Origin of the sequence: Exiguobacterium sp. UBA3968, assembly GCF_002385115.1 — a bacterium.
GTDB lineage: Bacteria > Bacillota > Bacilli > Exiguobacteriales > Exiguobacteriaceae > Exiguobacterium_A.
The window spans coordinates 426536-446663 of record NZ_DGCW01000005.1; the positions used below are offsets into that span (position 1 = coordinate 426536).

The 20128-nt window shown below is 46.1% G+C and carries 26 protein-coding genes; 15 read left to right on the forward strand and 11 right to left on the reverse strand.

The window, feature by feature from the left end:
• The first annotated feature begins 80 nt into the window (after positions 1–80).
• On the forward strand, positions 81–317 hold the full coding sequence (locus tag B3S86_RS03805; RefSeq protein WP_050678346.1) for a (4Fe-4S)-binding protein: 237 nt from the start codon (positions 81–83) through the stop codon (positions 315–317).
• Positions 292–567 (forward strand): GNAT family N-acetyltransferase, encoded by a 276-nt coding sequence (locus B3S86_RS03810; protein WP_035398130.1) that lies wholly within the window; start codon positions 292–294, stop codon positions 565–567. Before B3S86_RS03805 ends, B3S86_RS03810 begins: the two co-directional genes overlap by 26 nt.
• Before the next feature lie 313 nt (positions 568–880).
• On the opposite strand, the gene B3S86_RS03815 is transcribed toward B3S86_RS03810, so the two are convergent.
• Positions 881–1207 (reverse strand): AzlD domain-containing protein, encoded by a 327-nt coding sequence (locus tag B3S86_RS03815; protein ID WP_035408727.1) that lies wholly within the window; start codon positions 1205–1207, stop codon positions 881–883.
• Positions 1186–1887 (reverse strand): AzlC family ABC transporter permease, encoded by a 702-nt coding sequence (locus tag B3S86_RS03820; RefSeq protein ID WP_035408725.1) that lies wholly within the window; start codon positions 1885–1887, stop codon positions 1186–1188. The genes B3S86_RS03815 and B3S86_RS03820 overlap by 22 nt, the downstream gene beginning before the upstream one ends.
• Positions 1888–2041: 154 nt before the next feature.
• Here B3S86_RS03820 and dhaK point away from each other — a divergent pair, with 154 nt between their 5' ends.
• From dhaK to dhaM, 3 genes are read left to right on the forward strand one after another with little or no spacing between them, the layout of a single operon-like run.
• A complete protein-coding gene (dhaK, locus tag B3S86_RS03825) occupies positions 2042–3010 on the forward strand; it encodes a dihydroxyacetone kinase subunit DhaK (RefSeq protein ID WP_290749275.1) in 969 nt (322 codons plus the stop codon).
• 24 nt (positions 3011–3034) lie between these two features.
• On the forward strand, positions 3035–3637 hold the full coding sequence (dhaL, locus tag B3S86_RS03830) for a dihydroxyacetone kinase subunit DhaL (RefSeq protein ID WP_290749278.1): 603 nt from the start codon (positions 3035–3037) through the stop codon (positions 3635–3637).
• Complete coding sequence (dhaM, locus tag B3S86_RS03835; protein ID WP_035408716.1) at positions 3630–3998, forward strand: dihydroxyacetone kinase phosphoryl donor subunit DhaM; 369 nt, start codon at positions 3630–3632, stop codon at positions 3996–3998. Before dhaL ends, dhaM begins: the two co-directional genes overlap by 8 nt.
• An 87-nt stretch (positions 3999–4085) precedes the next feature.
• Here dhaM and B3S86_RS03840 read toward each other — a convergent pair whose 3' ends face one another.
• From B3S86_RS03840 to lexA, 5 genes are all read right to left on the reverse strand, one after another.
• The gene (locus B3S86_RS03840) at positions 4086–4406 is read right to left on the reverse strand and encodes a hypothetical protein (RefSeq protein WP_290749282.1); all 321 of its coding nucleotides are present in this window, start codon (positions 4404–4406) and stop codon (positions 4086–4088) included.
• A gap of 78 nt (positions 4407–4484) precedes the next feature.
• Positions 4485–5987 (reverse strand): glycerol kinase GlpK, encoded by a 1503-nt coding sequence (gene glpK, locus B3S86_RS03845; RefSeq protein WP_035408709.1) that lies wholly within the window; start codon positions 5985–5987, stop codon positions 4485–4487.
• Between the two features lie 43 nt (positions 5988–6030).
• Entirely contained in the window at positions 6031–6732 is a 702-nt protein-coding gene (locus B3S86_RS03850; RefSeq protein WP_035408708.1) for an MIP/aquaporin family protein, read from the reverse strand.
• A 186-nt stretch (positions 6733–6918) separates the two neighbouring features.
• Positions 6919–7389, reverse strand: coding sequence for a metal-binding protein (locus B3S86_RS03855; protein ID WP_035408706.1), 471 nt, complete (start codon positions 7387–7389; stop codon positions 6919–6921).
• A 31-nt stretch (positions 7390–7420) separates the two neighbouring features.
• Positions 7421–8035, reverse strand: coding sequence for a transcriptional repressor LexA (gene lexA / locus B3S86_RS03860; RefSeq protein WP_023467770.1), 615 nt, complete (start codon positions 8033–8035; stop codon positions 7421–7423).
• Between the two features lie 211 nt (positions 8036–8246).
• Here lexA and yneA point away from each other — a divergent pair, with 211 nt between their 5' ends.
• From yneA to B3S86_RS03895, 7 genes are all read left to right on the forward strand, one after another.
• Positions 8247–8534, forward strand: a complete 288-nt coding sequence (gene yneA / locus B3S86_RS03865) for a cell division suppressor protein YneA (RefSeq protein WP_023467771.1) — start codon at positions 8247–8249, stop codon at positions 8532–8534.
• Positions 8535–8579: 45 nt separating this feature from the next.
• On the forward strand, positions 8580–9233 hold the full coding sequence (locus B3S86_RS03870) for a YneB family resolvase-like protein (protein ID WP_035408704.1): 654 nt from the start codon (positions 8580–8582) through the stop codon (positions 9231–9233).
• Between the two features lie 113 nt (positions 9234–9346).
• A complete protein-coding gene (locus tag B3S86_RS03875; RefSeq protein ID WP_035398122.1) occupies positions 9347–9583 on the forward strand; it encodes a DUF896 domain-containing protein in 237 nt (78 codons plus the stop codon).
• 278 nt (positions 9584–9861) lie between these two features.
• The gene (gene tkt, locus B3S86_RS03880) at positions 9862–11850 is read left to right on the forward strand and encodes a transketolase (RefSeq protein ID WP_214855376.1); all 1989 of its coding nucleotides are present in this window, start codon (positions 9862–9864) and stop codon (positions 11848–11850) included.
• Positions 11851–11973: 123 nt separating this feature from the next.
• Positions 11974–12204 carry a YneF family protein gene (locus B3S86_RS03885; RefSeq protein WP_012370001.1) on the forward strand — a complete coding sequence of 77 codons (231 nt, stop codon included), beginning with the start codon at positions 11974–11976 and terminating at the stop codon, positions 12202–12204.
• A gap of 121 nt (positions 12205–12325) precedes the next feature.
• Positions 12326–14077: an ABC transporter transmembrane domain-containing protein gene (locus B3S86_RS03890; protein ID WP_035408699.1), complete on the forward strand. Its 1752-nt coding sequence runs from the start codon at positions 12326–12328 to the stop codon at positions 14075–14077.
• Complete coding sequence (locus tag B3S86_RS03895) at positions 14074–15837, forward strand: ABC transporter ATP-binding protein (protein ID WP_035408695.1); 1764 nt, start codon at positions 14074–14076, stop codon at positions 15835–15837. The genes B3S86_RS03890 and B3S86_RS03895 overlap by 4 nt, the downstream gene beginning before the upstream one ends.
• 59 nt (positions 15838–15896) lie before the next feature.
• On the opposite strand, the gene B3S86_RS03900 is transcribed toward B3S86_RS03895, so the two are convergent.
• The 3 genes from B3S86_RS03900 to B3S86_RS03910 form a co-directional block, all read right to left on the reverse strand.
• The gene (locus B3S86_RS03900) at positions 15897–16799 is read right to left on the reverse strand and encodes an SH3 domain-containing protein (protein WP_035408692.1); all 903 of its coding nucleotides are present in this window, start codon (positions 16797–16799) and stop codon (positions 15897–15899) included.
• 304 nt (positions 16800–17103) lie between these two features.
• Positions 17104–17523 carry a hypothetical protein gene (locus B3S86_RS03905; protein ID WP_035408690.1) on the reverse strand — a complete coding sequence of 140 codons (420 nt, stop codon included), beginning with the start codon at positions 17521–17523 and terminating at the stop codon, positions 17104–17106.
• A gap of 73 nt (positions 17524–17596) precedes the next feature.
• Positions 17597–17791, reverse strand: a complete 195-nt coding sequence (locus B3S86_RS03910; RefSeq protein ID WP_023467779.1) for an aspartyl-phosphate phosphatase Spo0E family protein — start codon at positions 17789–17791, stop codon at positions 17597–17599.
• Positions 17792–18011: 220 nt separating this feature from the next.
• On the opposite strand from B3S86_RS03910, the gene B3S86_RS03915 reads away from it, so the two are divergent.
• Complete coding sequence (locus tag B3S86_RS03915) at positions 18012–18710, forward strand: cytochrome c biogenesis CcdA family protein (RefSeq protein ID WP_035408688.1); 699 nt, start codon at positions 18012–18014, stop codon at positions 18708–18710.
• Between the two features lie 16 nt (positions 18711–18726).
• Entirely contained in the window at positions 18727–19206 is a 480-nt protein-coding gene (locus B3S86_RS03920; protein WP_035408686.1) for a CcdC family protein, read from the forward strand.
• Positions 19207–19248: 42 nt separating this feature from the next.
• On the opposite strand, the gene B3S86_RS03925 is transcribed toward B3S86_RS03920, so the two are convergent.
• Complete coding sequence (locus B3S86_RS03925) at positions 19249–19674, reverse strand: DUF2621 family protein (RefSeq protein WP_035408684.1); 426 nt, start codon at positions 19672–19674, stop codon at positions 19249–19251.
• 91 nt (positions 19675–19765) lie between these two features.
• Between B3S86_RS03925 and B3S86_RS03930 the strand changes: the two genes are divergently transcribed.
• On the forward strand, positions 19766–20089 hold the full coding sequence (locus B3S86_RS03930; protein ID WP_023467783.1) for a hypothetical protein: 324 nt from the start codon (positions 19766–19768) through the stop codon (positions 20087–20089).
• The last annotated feature ends 39 nt before the right edge of the window (positions 20090–20128 follow it).

Consider the following 20128-nt stretch of genomic DNA (forward strand, 5'->3'; position numbering starts at 1 on the left):
GCTTTTTCCATGTCGTCGACAGGAATTGAGTCAAGGATATGGAAAGATACAAGAGTACAAAGAAAGGGAGACGATACATTATGAAAAAAGGATATGAAGGCAAAGAGATCACGGTCTATTTTGATTCGGAAGTCTGCATTCATTCCGGTCATTGTGTACGAAGTCTACCGACCGTCTTTGATGTCAAACGGCGTCCGTGGATTGAAGCGGACGGGGCGCCGGTGGAAGACGTCATGCGCGTCGTCGATGGTTGTCCAAGCGGCGCCTTATCTTACGAACGGAGGGAAGCAAATGGAGCTGAAACGAGCGGAACGTAAAATCGAAGCCCATCAGGAAGGTGAAGTGATTGGAGAAATCACTTACAGCGATACGAACAACGGCATGTGGATCATCGATCACACGTATGTTGATCCCGCGCACCGGAACCAACAGATTGGGGAACAACTCGTTGCCGAGATCGTCAACTGGGCACGGGAAGCAAACGTCAAGCTACTGCCGTTATGTCCGTTTGCGAAAAAAGAGTTCGAACATCAATCGGATTATCAGGACGTACAAGCAAATACGTGATCACAAAAATCTCCTCCGGTCTCTCAAGACTAGAGGAGATTTTTTCGAGTCATTGTTTGTGATCTCTGACTTTCATTTTGCGAGAAACAACCATCGCACCGAAATAGGCGATGACGTACAACACGACCAGTCCTTGTTTTAGCATGTAAGGTAAATCCATTTGATTCACAAGTAGAAAACTAGCGCACGATAAAATTAAAAAGGGTATTAGCCACTTGTTCGGCACATCAGCACCACCTTCACTATCTATGTATTTCCATTTTAAGGATAACACAAAATATTTACCGGAATATGTTAAAGATGAATAACTTGCTTACAGATAAATCCGTAGAAACGCCATCGTGACGACACCGGTGATGACCGTCCAAGAAAGACTTTTACTGAAAATCGCGACTGCCATCGTCGGTAGGGCGGCGAAGACATGAAGCGTCGAAATCGTCGGGAACGCGTTGTCTTGCGCGATAAGTAAATTTTGAAAGAAGAGGGCGCCAAGCAGACAGACGGGAATGAACGAGAGCCATTCCGTTACAAGGCGCGGTAACGTCAGTCCATGAAGGACGAGAAACGGTAAGATACGTGGAATCCAAGTGACGAGTCCACAAGCTAAAAAGAGACCGATTAATTCTGGGCGGATTTCCATCGTGTGATCACGACTCCTATACTAGCGCCACCGAGTGTCGCGCAAAGAACGGCGACTTCCGCAGAAAAGTAGCGCATGGTGATGTAAAGCAAAAGTAAGACGATCAATAAGAGGCAACTATTCACGGCAATGCGGGTACGTTCTCCTTCAAATTGTAAGTACAATAAACCGATGAACATCGCCGTCAGAGCAAAGTCGAGACCGAAGCGCTCGGGATCAGGAAACCAGCTACCGACAAGTGCACCGAGAACGGTTGCGATAATCCAGCTAAGATACGCGGTCAGATTTAAGCCATGCATGAAGGACGGTGAGATCTTCCCTTTTTGCGCAGTATTCATTGCGACAGCGAACGATTCATCTGTCAGTAACGTCCCGGTACCGAGTCGATCACGAAGGTGGCGTGTCTCGACGTGCGGAGCGAGCGTCAGACTCATTAACAAGTGCCTGAGATTGACGATGAATGTCGTCAGAATGATGGCAGAGGCGGGACTATTCAACAGCAAGAGACTCGTGATGATGAATTGAGCGGCGCCGGCATAGATGAAGACGGACATGAATCCGACTTCAAGAGGGGATAAGCCGGAGGCACGACCGACGATCCCTGCGGAAAAGCCGATGCCGATATAGCCAAGGACGGTGGGTAGACAGGCGCGGACACCTGCTTGAAAGGCTGATGACATTCAATTCCTCCTCTTTTTTAAGAGCATAGCATTCGTGCGGTATATCGTCACCAACTGGTCAATATTTTCATCATTTTTTTCGACATACTCGACTTGATTTGGTGGTAAAGAGTAAGTGGTACGGCAAAATCAGTTAGGTAAAGGAGCGTTTTTCATGCACAAATTAATGAAAGATTCAAACCGATTCGTTTCAGACATGGTCGACGGACTCGTACTTGCTCACCCTGATTTGTATAAAAAAGTCGAAGGTGTTAACGTCGTTGCGCGGAAAGTACCACTGGACGGAAAAGTCGGTCTTGTCTCTGGTGGGGGAAGCGGTCACGAACCGGCACACGCTGGATTCGTCGGGGACGGTATGCTTGCTGCGGCTGTTTGTGGGGAAGTGTTCACTTCACCGACACCCGACATGGTGCTTGAAGGCATCAAGGCAGCTCATGGGGGAAAAGGTGTCCTACTCGTCGTCAAGAACTATTCAGGTGACGTCATGAACTTCGATATGGCGAAGGAACTTGCTGAACTCGAGGATATTGAAGTTGATACGGTCGTCGTTAATGATGACATCGCGATCAAAAAGGAAGAGGATCGTCGTGGGGTCGCAGGAACTGTCTTCGTCCATAAGATTGCCGGTGCTGCAGCGGCAGAAGGAAAATCACTAAGTGAAGTCAAAGCAGTTGCGGAAAAAGTCATCAAGGGCGTTCGTTCGATTGGAATGGCACTCTCACCATGTTACATGCCGGAGAGCGGCAAGCCAGGCTTTGAGTTGCATGATGACGAGATGGAGATCGGAATCGGGATCCACGGTGAAAAAGGACTTGAACGAAAAGCAGTCGCTTCCGTTGATGCGATCGTCAAAGAGTTGCTCGATCGTTTGACGAAAGAAGTACCAGACAAAAAAGTCGCCGTCATGGTGAATGGGATGGGTGGAACACCAGAATCCGAACTGTACATCACGTATAAATATGTCGCGGAAGAACTTGAGGCGCATGGTTACAAGATTGCCCGCTCATTCGTTGGAAACTATATGACATCGCTTGAGATGCACGGGTTCTCAATCACGCTCTTACCAGTGGATGATGAACTGCTCGGATATCTCGATGCAGAAACGAAAGCGATTGGATTCTAATTCAAATAAACGGGGTGTAAAAACATGAAGTTGACGACGGAACAGTTGCAAAGCGCGCTCCTCAAAGCAGCGGAACAGATCGAACAGCATAAGGATGAATTGACGGACCTTGACCGGGAAATTGGTGATGGAGATCATGGAATTAACATGTCGCGTGGCTTCCAAGCAGTCCAGAAGACGCTAGAAGAACACGGCGAATATGAGGATTTAGGAGCTTTATCCAAAGAAGTCGGAATGACGCTGATCAAAACGATTGGTGGGGCATCCGGTCCTTTATACGGGACAGCATTCGTTAAGTTCGCCGGTGCATTCAAAGGGAAAACAGAAGTCGAAGGTGCGGATCTTGCAGACGCTTTCCGCGAAGCGACGGAAGGGATCAAATCGCGTGGGAAATCGGAATTCGGTCAAAAGACGATGGTCGATATCTGGACACCGTTCCAAGAAGCGCTCTCGCAAGAAGGGGACTTGAAAGCGGCAATCGATCAAGCACTTGCTGATACGAAAGCGCGTATCGCAACGAAAGGTCGCGCGTCCTACTTCGGTGAAGCGACAGAAGGCGTACAGGACCCAGGTAGTTTATCGAGTGCTTTGCTACTCAGCGAAATTGCGGAGGTGCTTCATGGTTAATCTTGTACTTGTTTCTCATAGTGAAAAACTCGCGGCTGGACTGAAAGAACTGTTGGCAGAGATGGCACCGGATACGCCAGTCTTAGTAGCAGCCGGTCTTGAAGATGGTAGCATTGGAACGGACGCAACACGAATCGAAGAAACACTGAATACACTGGACGACGATGGAGTCGTCTTAACGGATATTGGTTCTGCGACGATGAACACGGAACTAGCACTTGAATTATACAGTGGCGAACGGACGGTACGTTTTATCGACGCACCACTCGTCGAAGGTGCTTTTCTAGCAGCTGTTTTAAGTGGACAGTCGAAATCCGTCGATGAGATTGAAGACGGATTAAAAAATGAGTTTGGCAAATAAGTAATAAATCCCCCATTGCGAATAGGCGAGGGGGATTTATTTCAATTACTTCTATTCATATTAAAACTTAGTAGAGACTCTCATGAATCAAAACGACCGGAGCCACTCTTCTAACCACTCTCTAGGTAAGCAAACTGTAGCTAAATCAAGTGTTTGTAATGCATCCAAAGAATACGTGTTATAAAGATAGAGATCCCATTGTGCATCGATATCGTTTGCTACTTCAGTCGCTTGTTCACTTAATGGATAAGTTCCACGTCCGTCAGTTGCAAGATGATAATAATCATTATGGTAGACATTGATCATATACCGGTAACACCAATCTGCCAGTTCTTCATGCGTGATGTTGCCATCAAGCGCGAACTGAATGTATTCTTTTAGCTGTTGATCAGAATAAATGGTATTCATGAGGCACCTCACGCTATATTTTCTATAAGATATCAAAAACCCGGTCCCTCTGTAAAAGGGATCGGGTTATTAATTAACTTATTTCGATGGTTTAAAGACCATTGTCGCTTCCACTGCTTTTTGCCATCCAGCATAGCGTTGTTCACGATCGTCTTCTTTCATCTCTGGTTTAAACTGATGATCGAGCTTCCATTGTTGTTTGATTTCCGCTTTATCTTTCCAGTAACCGACGGCTAATCCAGCAAGATATGCTGCACCGAGTGCTGTCGTTTCGTTGATTTCTGGACGATCGACAGGAACGCCGAGGATGTCCGATTGGAACTGCATCAAGAAGTTATTGGCTACAGCACCACCGTCGACACGAAGTGTTTTCAGTTCGATTCCAGAATCTTGTTCCATCGCTGTCAACACGTCGCGTGTTTGATAAGCGAGTGATTCAAGCGTTGCCCGAACGAAGTGCTCTTTATCTGTTCCGCGTGTTAATCCGAAGATCGCCCCACGAACATCTGAATCCCAATACGGTGCACCAAGACCGACAAAAGCAGGAACGACGTAAACACCGTCTGTTGAATCGACTTTCGTTGCATAGCCTTCTGAATCTTTCGCGTGTTTCAACATACGGAGTCCATCGCGGAGCCACTGGATTGCAGAACCGGCGACGAAGATAGAGCCTTCGAGCGCATATTCGACTTTTCCATCAACGCCCCAAGCAATTGTCGTCAAGAGTCCGTGGTCAGAAGAAACGGCTTTCTCACCTGTGTTCATGAGCATGAAACAACCTGTTCCGTATGTGTTCTTTCCTTCACCTTCTTCAAAACACGTTTGACCAAAGAGTGCAGCTTGTTGGTCACCAGCGATCCCGGCGATTGGCACTTCGTAACCGAAGAAGTGATACGGTACCGTCTTGTCGTAGACTTCACTCGATTGACGTACTTCTGGCAACATCGATGCAGGAACACCGAGGATATCGAGCAACTCTTCATCCCATTTTTGCTCATAGATGTTGTACATCAATGTCCGTGAAGCGTTCGTGTAATCCGTGATATGCGTTTTTCCACCAGACAATTTCCAAACGAGCCACGTATCGATCGTACCGAAGAGTAATTCACCGTTCTCTGCTTGCTCACGTGCACCTTCGACATTGTCGAGGATCCATTTGACTTTCGTACCAGAGAAGTAGGCATCAATCAAAAGTCCTGTTTTATCGCGGAACTTCTGATTCAAGCCCTGTTCTTTTAAATCGTCACAGATACCAGACGTTTGACGTGATTGCCAAACGAGCGCGTGATAAACCGGTTTACCTGTTTCTTTGTTCCAGACCACTGTCGTTTCACGTTGGTTCGTGATTCCGATTCCGGCGATTTGCTCAGGTTTGATATCTGCTGTTCCGAGTGCTTCAGCCATAACAGCAAGAATCGAACCCCAGATTTCGTTTGCATCGTGCTCGACCCAGCCTGGTTGCGGGAAGTATTGCTTGAATTCCCGTTGTGCCGAGTTGACGATTTTCCCGTCGTGATCGAAGATGATCGCACGTGAGCTTGTCGTACCTTGGTCGAGTGCTAGGATATACTTGTTTTCCATTTCGAAATCCCCCTTGAGCGGTATGTGTTTGTGAAACGTGATCTTAGTAGATCAATTGATAGATGAACACGGCAAGCGCTCCGCCGATGATTGGACCAACAACTGGAATCCATGAGTAGCCCCAGTCAGATGACCCTTTATTCGGAATCGGTAAGATAGCATGTGCGATACGCGGTCCAAGGTCACGGGCCGGGTTGATGGCATATCCTGTTGTACCACCAAGTGATAGACCGATGACGACGACGAGTAAACCAACGATAAGTGGTTTTAAGCCGTCACCGAATGTCGTTAAACCGAGCGCCAAGATACCGAAGACGAGAACGAATGTCCCGATGATTTCAGAAATCAAGTTCGACGGCGTATGGCGAATCGCTGGACCTGTTGCGAACACACCGAGTTTTGCAGCTTGATCATCAGTCGCTTCAAAATGTTTCATGTAATGAAGCCAAACGAGAATGGCGCCGATGAAAGCTCCGACAAGTTGTCCGGCAATATAGACAGGAACGTCTGCCCACGGTAAATCAGAGTTTAAAGCAAGTGCAATTGTTAAAGCGGGGTTCAAGTGCGCTCCACTCTCAGCAGCGACGAATGCTCCTGTCATGACGGCAAGACCCCAAGCGAACGTGATGACAATCCATCCGCTGTTTTCGGACTTCGTCTTTCTCAAGACGACACCGGCGACGACACCATCCCCGAGCAGAATGAGGATCATCGTACCGATCATTTCCAATACAAAGTTATTCATGCAAAAACCCTCCCTTTGGATTAAAGCAAATAATGGTCTTTCTACTTTAAATTACTCCGATTTGATAACGTTTTCAATACATATAATTGAAATATAGGAATGGAAATTTTTTATTTTAATGTTTAAAGATACGAAAAATTGGATAAGAAAACACCTCGTCTTGCCTGCAAGCAAGCAAAAGAGGTGTTAACGACGACGCTTTTTTCTTTTTTTAGGTCGAAACCAACTACTGGAATAATCTAGTAGGATATGAATTGTACTCGCCACCATGATACCAATGACAAAAGCGGGTAGGGAAGCGAACCAGGAATCAATGGTCTCTGACGCGATGACTTGAAAATACAAGCTGAGAAATAATAAGGGAATCACAAGTGCAGCACTATAAAGGAGTCGGATGACATCCCCAATGATCAATCCATGTGACCAGATCGAGCGGTGGGGCATGATCTTCACATAAGGCATCCACAGGACTCGAAATGGTCCAAAGCGATAATACGGTTCTGACTTTAAATCGAGGTCAGGTGACAACCAAAGCGTACCGACAGCGATACCGATGGCAGTCGGTAACCAATCCGTTTGTTGCGTTGCGACCGAATACGCAACGTAACCCGTCAGTGCGACGGTATTGACGGTATCATGTACATTTCCTGAAGGCATGAAAAAAGACCAGTCGTAACTGGTCCCTCCGTCAATGAATCGTCCGATACACGCCGATTACCTTACCAAGAATGGAGACATTATCGAAATACATCGGATCCATCGAGTCATTTTCTGGTTGTAGACGTACCTGTTGATCTTCTAAGAAGAACCGTTTCACCGTCGCTTCGCTATCTTCGGTCATAGCTACGACGATTTCTCCGTTTTCTGCTGTGTTTTGTTGGCGTACGATGACACGATCGCCGTCAAGAATACCTGCGTTAATCATTGATTCACCATCGATCGTCAACATGAAGACCGTTTCGTTTCCTACATAATGTGCAGGGAGCGGGAACTGTTCTTCGATGTTTTCAATCGCTGTAATCGGAAGACCAGCTGTGACTTTCCCGATGACGGGAACATGAACGATGGCTTCCGTGATTTCTTCAGGCTTATCAAGCAATATCTCAATCGCACGTGGTTTCGTCGGGTCACGGCGAATCATTCCCCGTTTCTCGAGTCGATCCAAATGACCGTGTACCGTCGAGCTAGACGCGAGTCCGACTGCTTCTCCGATTTCACGAACTGATGGTGGATACCCCTTCAGTTTCACTTCAGAGACGATGTAGTCGAGAATCTCTTGTTGGCGCTTAGACATTTTCCGCATACGAATTGCCACCTCTTTCTGGATTGAAGTTTGAAATGTAAGAATATATGTTTCTAAATTCACTATAACATAGAACAAATGAGCGTACAAACAATTGTTCGACATTTTGTGTTGACCGAACACGGGTTCTGTGTTTATTATGAATTATGCGAACAATTGTTCCGCGAACGTTTATTCTAACTCATTCATTTCATATTTGGAGGGATTCATGATGATTCATACGATTCGTACTCATGCTTTTTCTATTCTCTTCTATGCATTAAGTATTGCCTTCGTGATCTTTTTACTCACACCACGCCCAGATGAAAAGGTAGCACAATTGATGACGGCTTCCGTTACGGTCGATGAGAACGCTACAGTCGAACAAATTGCTGAAGTCTACAATGACGGTTCGATGTCAGATGAGGAATACGTCAACTGGTTGATCAAAAATAATGATGTTGAGACAAAACATGTCATCTCAAAAAGCAAAATCGTTGTACCAATCGCACAACAATGACAAAATGGAAAAGTTGTGAAAGAACGAACAGGGATGTGAGGTACGATGAAGGTCGTGATTTATTGTCGAGTATCGACCGAAAAAGAAGCACAAGATAGTTCGATTGAACGCCAACGGATGGAGCTTTCGAAGGTTGCGTCTCAAAAGGGGTTTGATGTCGTAGATATCGTCTCTGAAAAAGAGAGTGGATATGATGTTGATCGGGAAGGGATGCTAACAGTTCTTGATTATGTGACACGCGATACGGTAGATGCGGTCCTCGTGACGGATGATACACGGATTGGTCGAGGGAATGCAAAAATCGCTATTTTGCATACATTCAAAAAACATGGGGTCCGCTTGATGACGCTTGATTCAGATGGAGAATATCAACTTGCGGATGCAGAAGCGATGGTCCTTGAGATCGTCTCACTCGTGGAAGAATACCAACGGAAACTGCATAATGCAAAAATCGCCCGTGGCATGCGACGAGCAGTCGAACAAGGTTTTCGCCCGGAACGAAATCTCAATCGCCAAGGAGAGAACGCAGGACGTAGTCGAAAAGACGTACCGATCGAAGAAATTGTACGTCTTCGAGAACTCGGATTGACGTTTTCTGATATCGCCATCACCTTGCGGGGGATGGGGCATGATATTTCAAAAGCAACGGTCAATCGTCGATATCTTGAATACCGCGAACTGACACCTAGCCCGGAATGAGAAGCAAGTAACCCGTCGACTGACGCGGTTAACTTGCTTTTTTTTATAAGCTCTTTTACAGTAAGAATACAATTGAACTACTCAAGTTTGAGTCATAAAGAAAGAGGGATTCCATGTTATCACAAGAACAATTAGATCGAATTAATGCATTAGCGAATAAATCAAAAGTTGAGCCGTTATCGGAAGCGGAAACGGCAGAGCAAAAAGAATTACGTGCAGCGTATCTCGCAGCATTCCGTGGATCGTTCAAAAACCAACTCATGGGTATGAAAATCGTCGATGAAGAGGGAACGGACGTAACACCTGAGAAATTGAAACAAGCACAAGAAGAAGAACGGAATAAACAATAATCGTTCGTTTCTTTTATAGAAAAAAGAGGTCTCGCGTCAAGCGGACCTCTTTTTTGTTTAAAGCGAGTATCTTTTTTGTTTAGAGTGAGTAGATGAGGAAACATTGTACGATAGCAATACATCTTAATAGCGATCTTTCATGGATTCATGCATCCTGTATGAGTCGATAGAACGGCTATAGATAGCGCATTCATTTTAATGTGACATACTATTTAGAAAAGTTGTATCACATTTAAGAGTATGCTAAAATGAGTAGGAATTTGTGAAAAAGAGAGAGGATGATTGTTTTGACGAACATGACGACAGTAGAACAATTAGCAATTAATACGATTCGTACCTTATCGATTGATGCCGTACAAAAGGCGAACTCGGGTCACCCAGGTATGCCAATGGGAGCAGCGCCGATGGCATTCTCGCTTTGGGCGGATCATATGAACCACAACCCTAAAAATCCAGAATGGTTCAACCGCGACCGTTTTGTACTTTCAGCCGGACACGGTTCGATGCTTCTCTACTCACTCCTCCACCTATCGGGATACGATCTATCGATGGATGATCTTAAATCATTCCGTCAATGGGGATCAAAAACACCGGGTCATCCGGAATACCGTCACACGGCTGGTGTAGATGCAACAACGGGTCCACTTGGTCAAGGGATCGCGATGGCAGTTGGTATGGCGATGGCAGAACGTCATCTTGAAGCAAAATACAACCGTGACGATCTCAACGTCGTCGATCACTTCACATACGGAATTTGTGGAGATGGAGACTTGATGGAAGGTGTCTCAGCTGAAGCGGCTTCACTCGCAGGTCACCTTGGTCTTGGTAAATTGGTCGTATTGTACGATTCAAACGATATTTCACTTGATGGCGATCTCGATAAATCATTCTCTGAAAACGTCCAGAAACGCTTCGAAGCGTACAACTGGCAAGTCATTCGCGTAGAAGACGGAACGGATATCGATTCGATTTCGAAAGCAATCGCGGCGGCACAAGCAGAGACGACAAAACCGACATTGATTGAAGTCAAAACAGTCATCGGTTTCGGTTCACCGAACAAATCAGGGAAGTCGGCTTCTCACGGTGCACCACTTGGTGAAGCAGAAATCAAATTGACGAAAGCAAGCTACATTTGGGATCACGAAGAGTTCTACGTTCCTGAAGAAGTCAAATCATTGTTTGACGAGCGGGTCGTCCAACGTGGTGCTTCTGCAGAAGACGCATGGAACGAGACAATGAAACAATACGAAGCAGCACACCCAGAATTGCATGCTGAACTCGTTCGCGCAATCGCAAACGAATTGCCAAGCAACTGGGAAGCAGACCTTCCGACATACGACTTGTCGTCGAAAAAAGCAACGCGTCAAACAAGCGGTGAAGTCTTGAATGGTCTCGCGAAGAACGTTCCGACATTGTTCGGTGGTTCAGCTGACCTTGCAGGATCAAACAACACGATGCTTAAAGGCGAAGCAGACTTCGATATCGATCCAAGCGGTCGCAACATTTGGTTCGGGGTACGTGAATTCGCAATGGCAGCAGCTGTCAACGGTATGGCACTTCACGGCGGCGTCATTCCTTACGGCGCGACATTCTTTGTCTTCTCGGATTACCTCCGTCCGGCGGTTCGTCTTGCTGCATTAATGGGACTTCCATCAATCTTCGTCTTGACGCACGACTCGATCGCTGTCGGTGAAGATGGTCCAACACACGAGCCAGTCGAACACTTGATGAGCTTCCGTGCAATGCCGAACGTCACGATCTACCGTCCGGCAGACGGAAAAGAGACGATCGCAGCATGGAAAACAGCAGTTCAAGCAAAAGATAAACCGACACTCCTCGTCTTGACACGTCAAGGTCTTCCTGAACTTGAAGGTACGACGACAGAGGGTGCTGAAAAAGGTGGTTATGTCATCGCTGGTGACGTTACGAAAGCTGATACACTCTTGCTCGGTACTGGTTCAGAAGTTCACCTTCTTGTCGAAGCACAAAAAGAACTTGGTGAATCAGCAGCTGTCGTTTCACTTCCATCATGGGAAGTATTCGAAGCACAATCAGCAGAGTATAAAGAATCGGTTCTTCCAAAACACATCACGAAACGTGTAGCAATCGAAGCAGGGGCTTCACTCGGTTGGTACAAATATGTAGGAACAGAAGGACAAGTCATCGGAATCGATCGTTTCGGCGCATCTGCTCCTGGAGACTTCCTCTTGAAAGAATACGGCATGTCTGTTGAGAACGTTTTAGCGACTGTCAAGCAACTCGGATAATCATTTCCGGAAAAACGGGTCCGATCTTACGTCGGACTCGTTTTTCATCTATTATCATCTATGCAAACAATTGGAATTATAGTATAGTAAAAAGCGACGTTTTAAGTTAGAGGAGGAAGCAACTTGGCTACATGGATTTGGATTTTAATTGCCCTTCTTTGCTTGGTAGCAGGTGTCGCCCTTGGTTTCTATATCGCTCGTCGATACATGATGAACTACTTGGAGCAAAACCCACCAATCAACGAAGATATGATTAAGACATTGATGATGCAAATGGGTCAAAAGCCATCACAAAAGAAAGTCAACCAAGTGATGCGTTCAATGAGTGGTTCAATGAAATCACCTAAAAAATAAGCTGTACGAAAGGGGACCAAATGGTCTCCTTTTTATTTGCTATTTTTTAGAAAGAGAACTAATCTAAAATGTGAGACTATTTCAAATAATCATAGGATTTAAAAAAGGGGGGGAGACTTGAATGGGAGTCTTCAGGAAACTCGGTTGGTTTTTCCGACGAGAATGGAAAGCGTATAGTCTTGGGGTCATCTGTTTGATTTTTGTGGCAGGGTTAGAACTTATTCCACCGAAGGTCATCGGAACGACAGTCAATGGTCTGAGTGAAGGAAGCTTGACGAAGAATGATTTGATTCGTCTAGCTGGTACATTGTTACTCATCGGGGTCGCGACGTATTTCATTCGTTATTTTTGGCGTTTTCACATTTTCGGTGCATCGATTCGCCTCGGGCGATTGTTACGCAGTCAACTGTATGGTCATTTTTCAGATTTGGATCAATCGTTCTATAAGAAATATCGCAGCGGAGATTTGATGGCACATGCGACAAACGACGTACAAGCTGTTTCGATGACAGCGGGGGCCGGCATTCTAACGCTCGTCGACTCGGTGACAATGGGGAGCTTTGTCATCATCACAATGGTCACGACGATCAGTTGGAAATTAACGCTCGTGTCACTTTTGCCAATGCCACTGATGGTCTATTTGACGTCACGCTACGGTAAGATGTTACATTCCCGTTTTCATGACGCGCAAGAAGCGTTCTCTGATTTGAACGATAAGGTCGCGGAGAGCATCAGTGGTGTCCGTGTCTTAAAAGCAACAGGGGAAGTCGAATCCGACGTGCAGACGTTTACCGATCTGTCTGATGACGTTGTTCAAAAGAATCGTCGTGTGGCGAAAATTGATGCACTGTTTGATCCGACGATTTTTGGATTAGTCGGTCTATCGTATATCATCGCGGTCGGCTATGGCGCCTACTTGTTACGACAAGGCGAAATCCGGATTGGGGATATCGTTTCCTTCACTACATATCTTGGTTTATTGACGTGGCCAATGCTCGCCTTCGGTTGGTTGTTCAACATCGTTGAACGGGGTCGTGCTTCCTATGACCGGATCGAACGGATGCTTGCGATCGAACCAGAAATTAAAGATGCGAAGGAAGCAGCAACGAGTGTCTCGTCACCAGAACTTCATGTCGGGATTAAACGATTCATCTATGACACGCAACCGGTCCTTCAAGAGATCGATGTGACGTTGAAGCCTGGGAAATCGCTTGGGATCGTCGGAAAGACGGGTGCTGGGAAATCGACATTCGTTCGTTTGTTATCGCGTGAATATGACGTTAAACAAGGCGCCATCACGATTGGCGGACGAGATATCAAACAATTGACACGAGACACCGTCCGTCGTCAAGTAGCGATCGTTCCGCAGGATCATTTCCTGTTCTCTGCTTCGATTGCTGATAATATCGCCTTTGCAAAACCAGATGCATCAATGGAAGACATCATGGAAGTGGCGCGTATCGCAGCAGTCCATGAGGACATTCTCGGCTTTAAGGAAGGATACGCGACGATGGTTGGGGAACGAGGTGTCACGTTATCTGGTGGTCAAAAACAACGGATCTCGATTGCCCGGGCGTTACTAGCAGACTGTCCGATTTTAGTACTAGATGATGCCTTGTCTGCGGTCGATGCGAAAACCGAAGAAGCGATCATCCACCACTTCCGTACGGCGGATCACGATCAAGCGCAAATCATCGTTGCCCACCGATTATCGGCTGTGTCGCATACCGATGAGATCATCGTCCTTGAAGACGGTCGGATCATCGAGCGAGGAACACATGAGCAATTACTCGCTCATGACGGTTGGTATAAAGAGACGTACGATCGCCAGCAACTAGAATCACTTGTTGAACAAGGAGGGCGTTCTGAATGAATCATGATATCAATGAAAAAGCCGTCCTGAAACGATTGCTTGATTTCGTCAAACCGTTCAAAAAGCAAGTCAGCATCGCTTTCATCCTGCTGTTCATTACGACAGCGGCAAAACTCGGGGGACCGTATCTCGTCAAGATTTTTATCGATGAATATGTCGCACCGGGTACGTATCCGGTAAAGGAAGTTGCACTTTTGTTTACGGCGTACTTGTTATTGCATACAACAGGGATCATCGTCGATTACTTGCAAGCATTTGAGTTCCAAAAGATTGCCTTACAAGTCATTCAACGCTTGCGTATCGATGTCTTCCGACACGTCATGCACTTACGACTCGCTTATTTTGATCGAACGCCTGCTGGGGTACTCGTATCCCGGATCACGAACGATACGGAAGCGATTAAAGAACTTTACATCGGTGTCTTATCGACATTCGTGCAAAGCGGTGTCCAGTTGATTGGGACATATATCTTCCTCTATCTGTTAGAACCGCGACTCGCGACGATTGCGTTATTGTTGTTACCACTGTTTTATTTCATCATTTGGATTTACCGGAAGTATTCGACGAAGTATTACGCTGAAGTCCGCGATTTACTGTCGAAAATCAATGCCCAACTGAATGAATCGATCAACGGGATGGCGATCATCCAGCAGTTCCGCCAAGAAAAGCGTCTAATGGCAGAATTCGAAGAGACGAACGTCGCTCATCAAAACGGTCGTTACAAGAACTTAAAGCTTGATAGCTGGTTACTACGACCCATCATCGAATTGTTACTGGCGATTTCGATTGCGACACTTGTGACGTACTTTGGTGTCTTATCATTCTCGCAAACAGTCCAAGTCGGTGTCGTTTACGCTTTCATCAGTTACATGGAGCGAATTTTCCAACCGGTTCAGCAAATCATGCAACAATTGTCTGAGTTCCAACAAGCTGTCGTCTCGGCAGACCGTGTATTCAAGGTGCTCGATACGGATGAACCGGAACCAACGAAACAGCTCGAAGGGGATGCACGTGTGTCGGAAGGGCATATCGTCTTTGAAGATGTTCGCTTTAGTTATGATGGAGAGAAAGATGTTTTGAAAGGAATTTCATTCGAGGCGAAAAAAGGACAGACGATTGCCCTCGTTGGTCATACGGGAAGCGGAAAAAGTTCGATCATCAACATCCTGATGCGATTTTACGCTTACCAATCGGGTCGGATTTTGATCGATGGTCAACCGCTCGAGCAGTTATCGGAGGAAGAACTTCGGAAGCATGTCGGACTCGTCCTGCAGGATTCATTTTTGTTTACGGGTACGGTCGCGGATAACATTCGATTGTTCGACAGTTCGATTTCCTTTGATCGTGTTGAAGCGGCCGCGCAGTTCGTTCAAGCCGACGGATTCATCAATCAACTCGATCAGCAATATGACAGTCCCGTCGCCGAGCGGGGTGCGACATTCTCCGCTGGAGAACGTCAGTTGATTTCCTTCGCACGCACAATGGCACGGGATCCGAAAATCCTGATTCTCGATGAAGCGACAAGTTCGATTGATACGGAAACGGAAGAAAAAGTCCAAGTGGCGCTCGAACGGATGCGCGAGGGTCGGACGACGATTGCCATTGCCCACCGATTATCAACGATTCAAGATGCTGATTTGATTCTTGTATTGCATCAAGGGGAAGTGATCGAGCAAGGTAACCATCAAGAATTGATCGCGCAAGATGGACTGTATAAGAAGATGTATCAACTGCAATCTGGTCATGTCACGGTCTCTTAAAAAAATAGCTATAAAAAAAGCCTGCCAGGCGATCTCGCCCGGCAGGTTGTTTATTTTGATTAGTAGACTGTAACTGTGACGTTTTGGCGACCCCAGTTGAGTGCTTCTTGTTGTGAACCAACGAGAAGATCAAGACGGTTACCTTGGATTGCGCCACCACGGTCGAGTACGATTGCTTCACCAATGCCTTCGATGTGCATACGTGTACCGATTGGATATTGCGAAGAAGCTGCTACGATACGCATACCATTGTACGTGATCGTATTTGTAACGTCATAACCGCTTGCTGTCAACGCACGACCATTGTAGAGTTGGCTACCATTGTTAGATGGGTCGTTCGTGTAAGCACTGACGTTCATCGTCACTTTTGTACCTGATTTTGCAGGTGTTGATTGTTTTGTTGCAGTTGCTGGTTGAGCTGCTGCTTTTGGTGCTGGCTTCGCAGCCGGTTGAGCCGCTGGCTTCGCAGCTGGTTGAGCTGCTGGTGCTTTCGCTACGCTACCGAGTGTTGTATATGCACTGTGTACATAGCGTGTTTTACCGTCGATTGTTGTTTTGATCCATGCACCGACTTTACCTTCTACGTTGACTTTTTCACCTTTGTAGAGGTTACCGACATCTTTCGAGCTTGTCGTTGGTTGTGTGCGGACATTTAATACTGCCGTAGTAACTGTAGCTTTTTTAAAGTCGAATGAGCCTGCTGCAGACGTATACGCGCCATGGACATAACGTTTTTGACCGTTAATGTGTGTTTGGATCCATGCGCCAGAACGTCCTTCGACATTTAATGTTTGACCTTTATATACATTGCCTACGTCTGCTGATGCAGTTGTAGGTGCTGTGCGTACGTTGAGTACTGGTGTATTTACTGTTACCGTTTCTGAGGCAGCCTCTGTCTCTTGGGCAAATCCTACTGATAGAGCTGTTGCTGCAAGACCGGCAGCGAAAACTGCTTTTTTCATTATTGATGTCCTCCTGACATATGCTGTGTTTACTGTTCCTACTTTACACGGCAAATCTGACTTGTGCGTTTACAGGTCAATGTCATTCGAGTTACAAACTGAGCTTGTATGACAAGAAGATTGCAAAAGAACGGTTTTTGTCATCGGTAGGACATACTAATTATGAAAAATAGACATTTATAGGTCTTTTGACTTACTTTCGATGAAATATTCGAACAATTTAAAAGGAAAAAGACTTAAATATAGAAACTATGTCATCCTTTTATCGTCTAGTGATGAAAAAGTGAAATAGGTGATATGCAGATCAATACTTGACGATCGTCGTCACACCAAACGCTGTCAGATAGGAACGATGGTACAATTCCTGCATCCAATCGTTAGCGGAAAGCTGAAACGTGCCGTGAATCGTTTGGTATGTTCGTTGTTGAATATTGATGTCAATCGGCTCTACTAGTGGAGCGGACGGTAGATGGTCATGCATGCTGTCATTTTGATTTTCAATGTAGAGTAATTCGAGGACATCTCCTTCTTCCATATAACGCTCTAAGTAAATCATGAACTCCCATTGATCAGCACCATCAATCGTATAAAGGTAAGACATCGTGAATCGTCCTTGCTTCAAGGAGACATATTCAAGCGGTTCGACTTCATCTACGTATAATCGAGGAAGATCGTCAGGTACATAAAAGGGACGGGAACTAGCTAAGAACGTAAGAGCAGACATAAAGCACCTCCATCAGAAATAAGAAGTCATAAAAAAGTCAGCATTCACACTCGAATGCTGACTGGATCGTGCATTAGGATAAGAGCGGTTCGTTTGAACCGTGAATGGTATAGTTTTGGACCGTCCGTGAATATTCTAAAAGTAGGACGTCGAGTTCATGGCTAAGTTGCAAAACACGCGGGGAGGTGAAGCTGGACTGGTCAGCTTGATGATATAATTCGCTACGTTTGGCTTCAATGGCTAACGTCAATAGTTGTTGTGTCGTCATAGCGGTCTCCCTTACATTGGTGTCGTATCCATATTCTAGCAAGTCCATTTACTAGGTGCAACGAGATTTCAGTAAAATTGACGAAATGTAATTTTTTTGTAATTTTGGCGGACACGAATCTTTTGCAACTTTCTGTGAGATAATAGGTGCTAAATGCAGAGGAGTTTGGCAAAATAGAGAAGGAACTTCTTCTATAGTAGTAAAGAAAGGGGATGCTCATATGGAGCTCTCATTGTGGTTAGCGTTCGGAGCCGGTTTGTTATCATTCGTCTCTCCGTGTACGTTGCCGCTGTATCCTGTATTTCTCTCCTATATTACAGGAGTGTCGGTCACGGATTTGAAGGAACGAGGGGTACGGGAAAGGCGATCCCTGTTTCACACGTTAGCTTTCCTCGTTGGATTCGCGATGGTCTTCGCTGTGCTCGGACTCTCGACATCCTTGTTCGCAGATGTCTTTATCACATATCGGGATACGTTACGGATGGTCGGGGCACTCGTCATCTTCGTGTTCGGTGTCGTTCTCGTCGGGTTATGGCAACCGACATTCTTGATGCGTGAAAAGAAACTGAATCTTGGGGAACGAAAAGGGGGATACGTCGGAACGGTACTCGTCGGAATCGGTTTTGCGGCTGGTTGGACACCATGTACAGGTCCGATTCTCGCAGGAGTCATCGGATTAGCTGCGACCAATCCGAGCCAAGGTATGTTCTACATGCTCGCGTACGTCCTTGGGTTCTCGATTCCTTTCTTATTAATGGCATTTTTCGTAGGTCGTTCGCGTCTGTTCGTGCAGTATAGTCTGAAATTAACGAAATTCGGTGGAGCTTTGATGATGGTCTTCGGTGTCATGCTGTATTTTGACGGTCTCAGTAAATTCGCGGCATGGATGAGTGACATCGTCGGATTCACAGGATTTTAATCAAGGAAGTGATCGGATGATTTGGATATCAACTGGGGTAGCGCTCGTCATGGGTTTGCTGATCAGCTTTATTCGCGTGAAGGCATCAGCAAAACCGACGAACGCTAAAAAAATCTTGATCCCACCGTTTGCGATGTCAACGGGAATGCTACAGTTTTTATACCCAGCTTCCCGTCTGACATGGACGGAGGTAGCAGAAGCATTGCTCATTGGAGCCATCTTCAGTATCTTTTTGATCAAGACATCCAATTTTTATGAAGCGGAAGGGCAGATTTATCTGCAACGTTCGAAAGCGTTTTTCATCGTCTTATTCGGCATCTTATTCATTCGGACGATTGCGAAATTCTTTATCGGAGGGCAAATCGACATCTTCGAGACAGGTGGGATCTTTTATCTCGTCGCCTTCGGTATGATTGCCCCGTGGCGCTTCGCGATGTATCTCAAATACAAAAAGGTGAAATCGGGCACCGTGTCTGTAGCACATTTACCCCAATAAAAAACCGCTGAAGGTGACTTCGGCGGTTTTTTCGTGCATCCTTCAATTTTGGAAATATAATGCGTAGTCTCGCCAGTCGATGGCGTGCTCCGTCAAAGCTTTTTTCAAGAATTTATGATCGCGTTTCGGCGTCGCAGAAATATACCCTTTGACGACCAGTTCAGATGTCATCTCTGTCGCCCGTTCCTCGAGTGCGAATTGTCCGATCCGCCCGGCAATCTTGCGGCGTGCGACATCACGAAATGCCGATGGGACCGGCATGACGAGAGCGTTCAATAACTCCATCGTCTCATCCGTCCAAAGGTGTCGTGTCTTGTCGATGTACTCATCTTCCCAGTCCATCATCGATTTACCGTCTTCTTTCGGCAACTTCTTGAGGAACTTCCGGAACATGAAAAACCCGCCGATTGCCATGAGTGTAATCATGATAAAGCCCCAGAGCAGAATCCCGTTCATGAACCATTCCATGCGCGACTCATCCCCCTTTCACATCAAATATAGATTAGCATAAATCAGGTGGACGTGCTATGATGAATGACGGAGAAAGTGAGGCGAAAAAATGCTGCAACCATATGTACAATTGGACGAGACCGGACAGCCCCGTAAAGGTGTCTTACCTGAAACAGCGGACGGTCGGATCGTTGAATTCTATTATGATACAAAGGGTGAGGAGATCACAGTCATCTTCGTCACCGTTCCGGCAGAAGATGCGAGCCGGAAGCGTGCGTTTACGGTCGGGAAAACGTTCAAGACGGTCTCGACACTCGAAGACTTCACATTACTTCACTATGAATGGGCAAATGACCAGATTTTTGCGACACTCGAGATGTTCGCGGATGGGTCGAAACGTCAAATCGACGCTTCGAGATTGCTCGACTATTAAAAAAGAAGGAGATGCGGATTGCCGCGTCTCCTTCTTTTG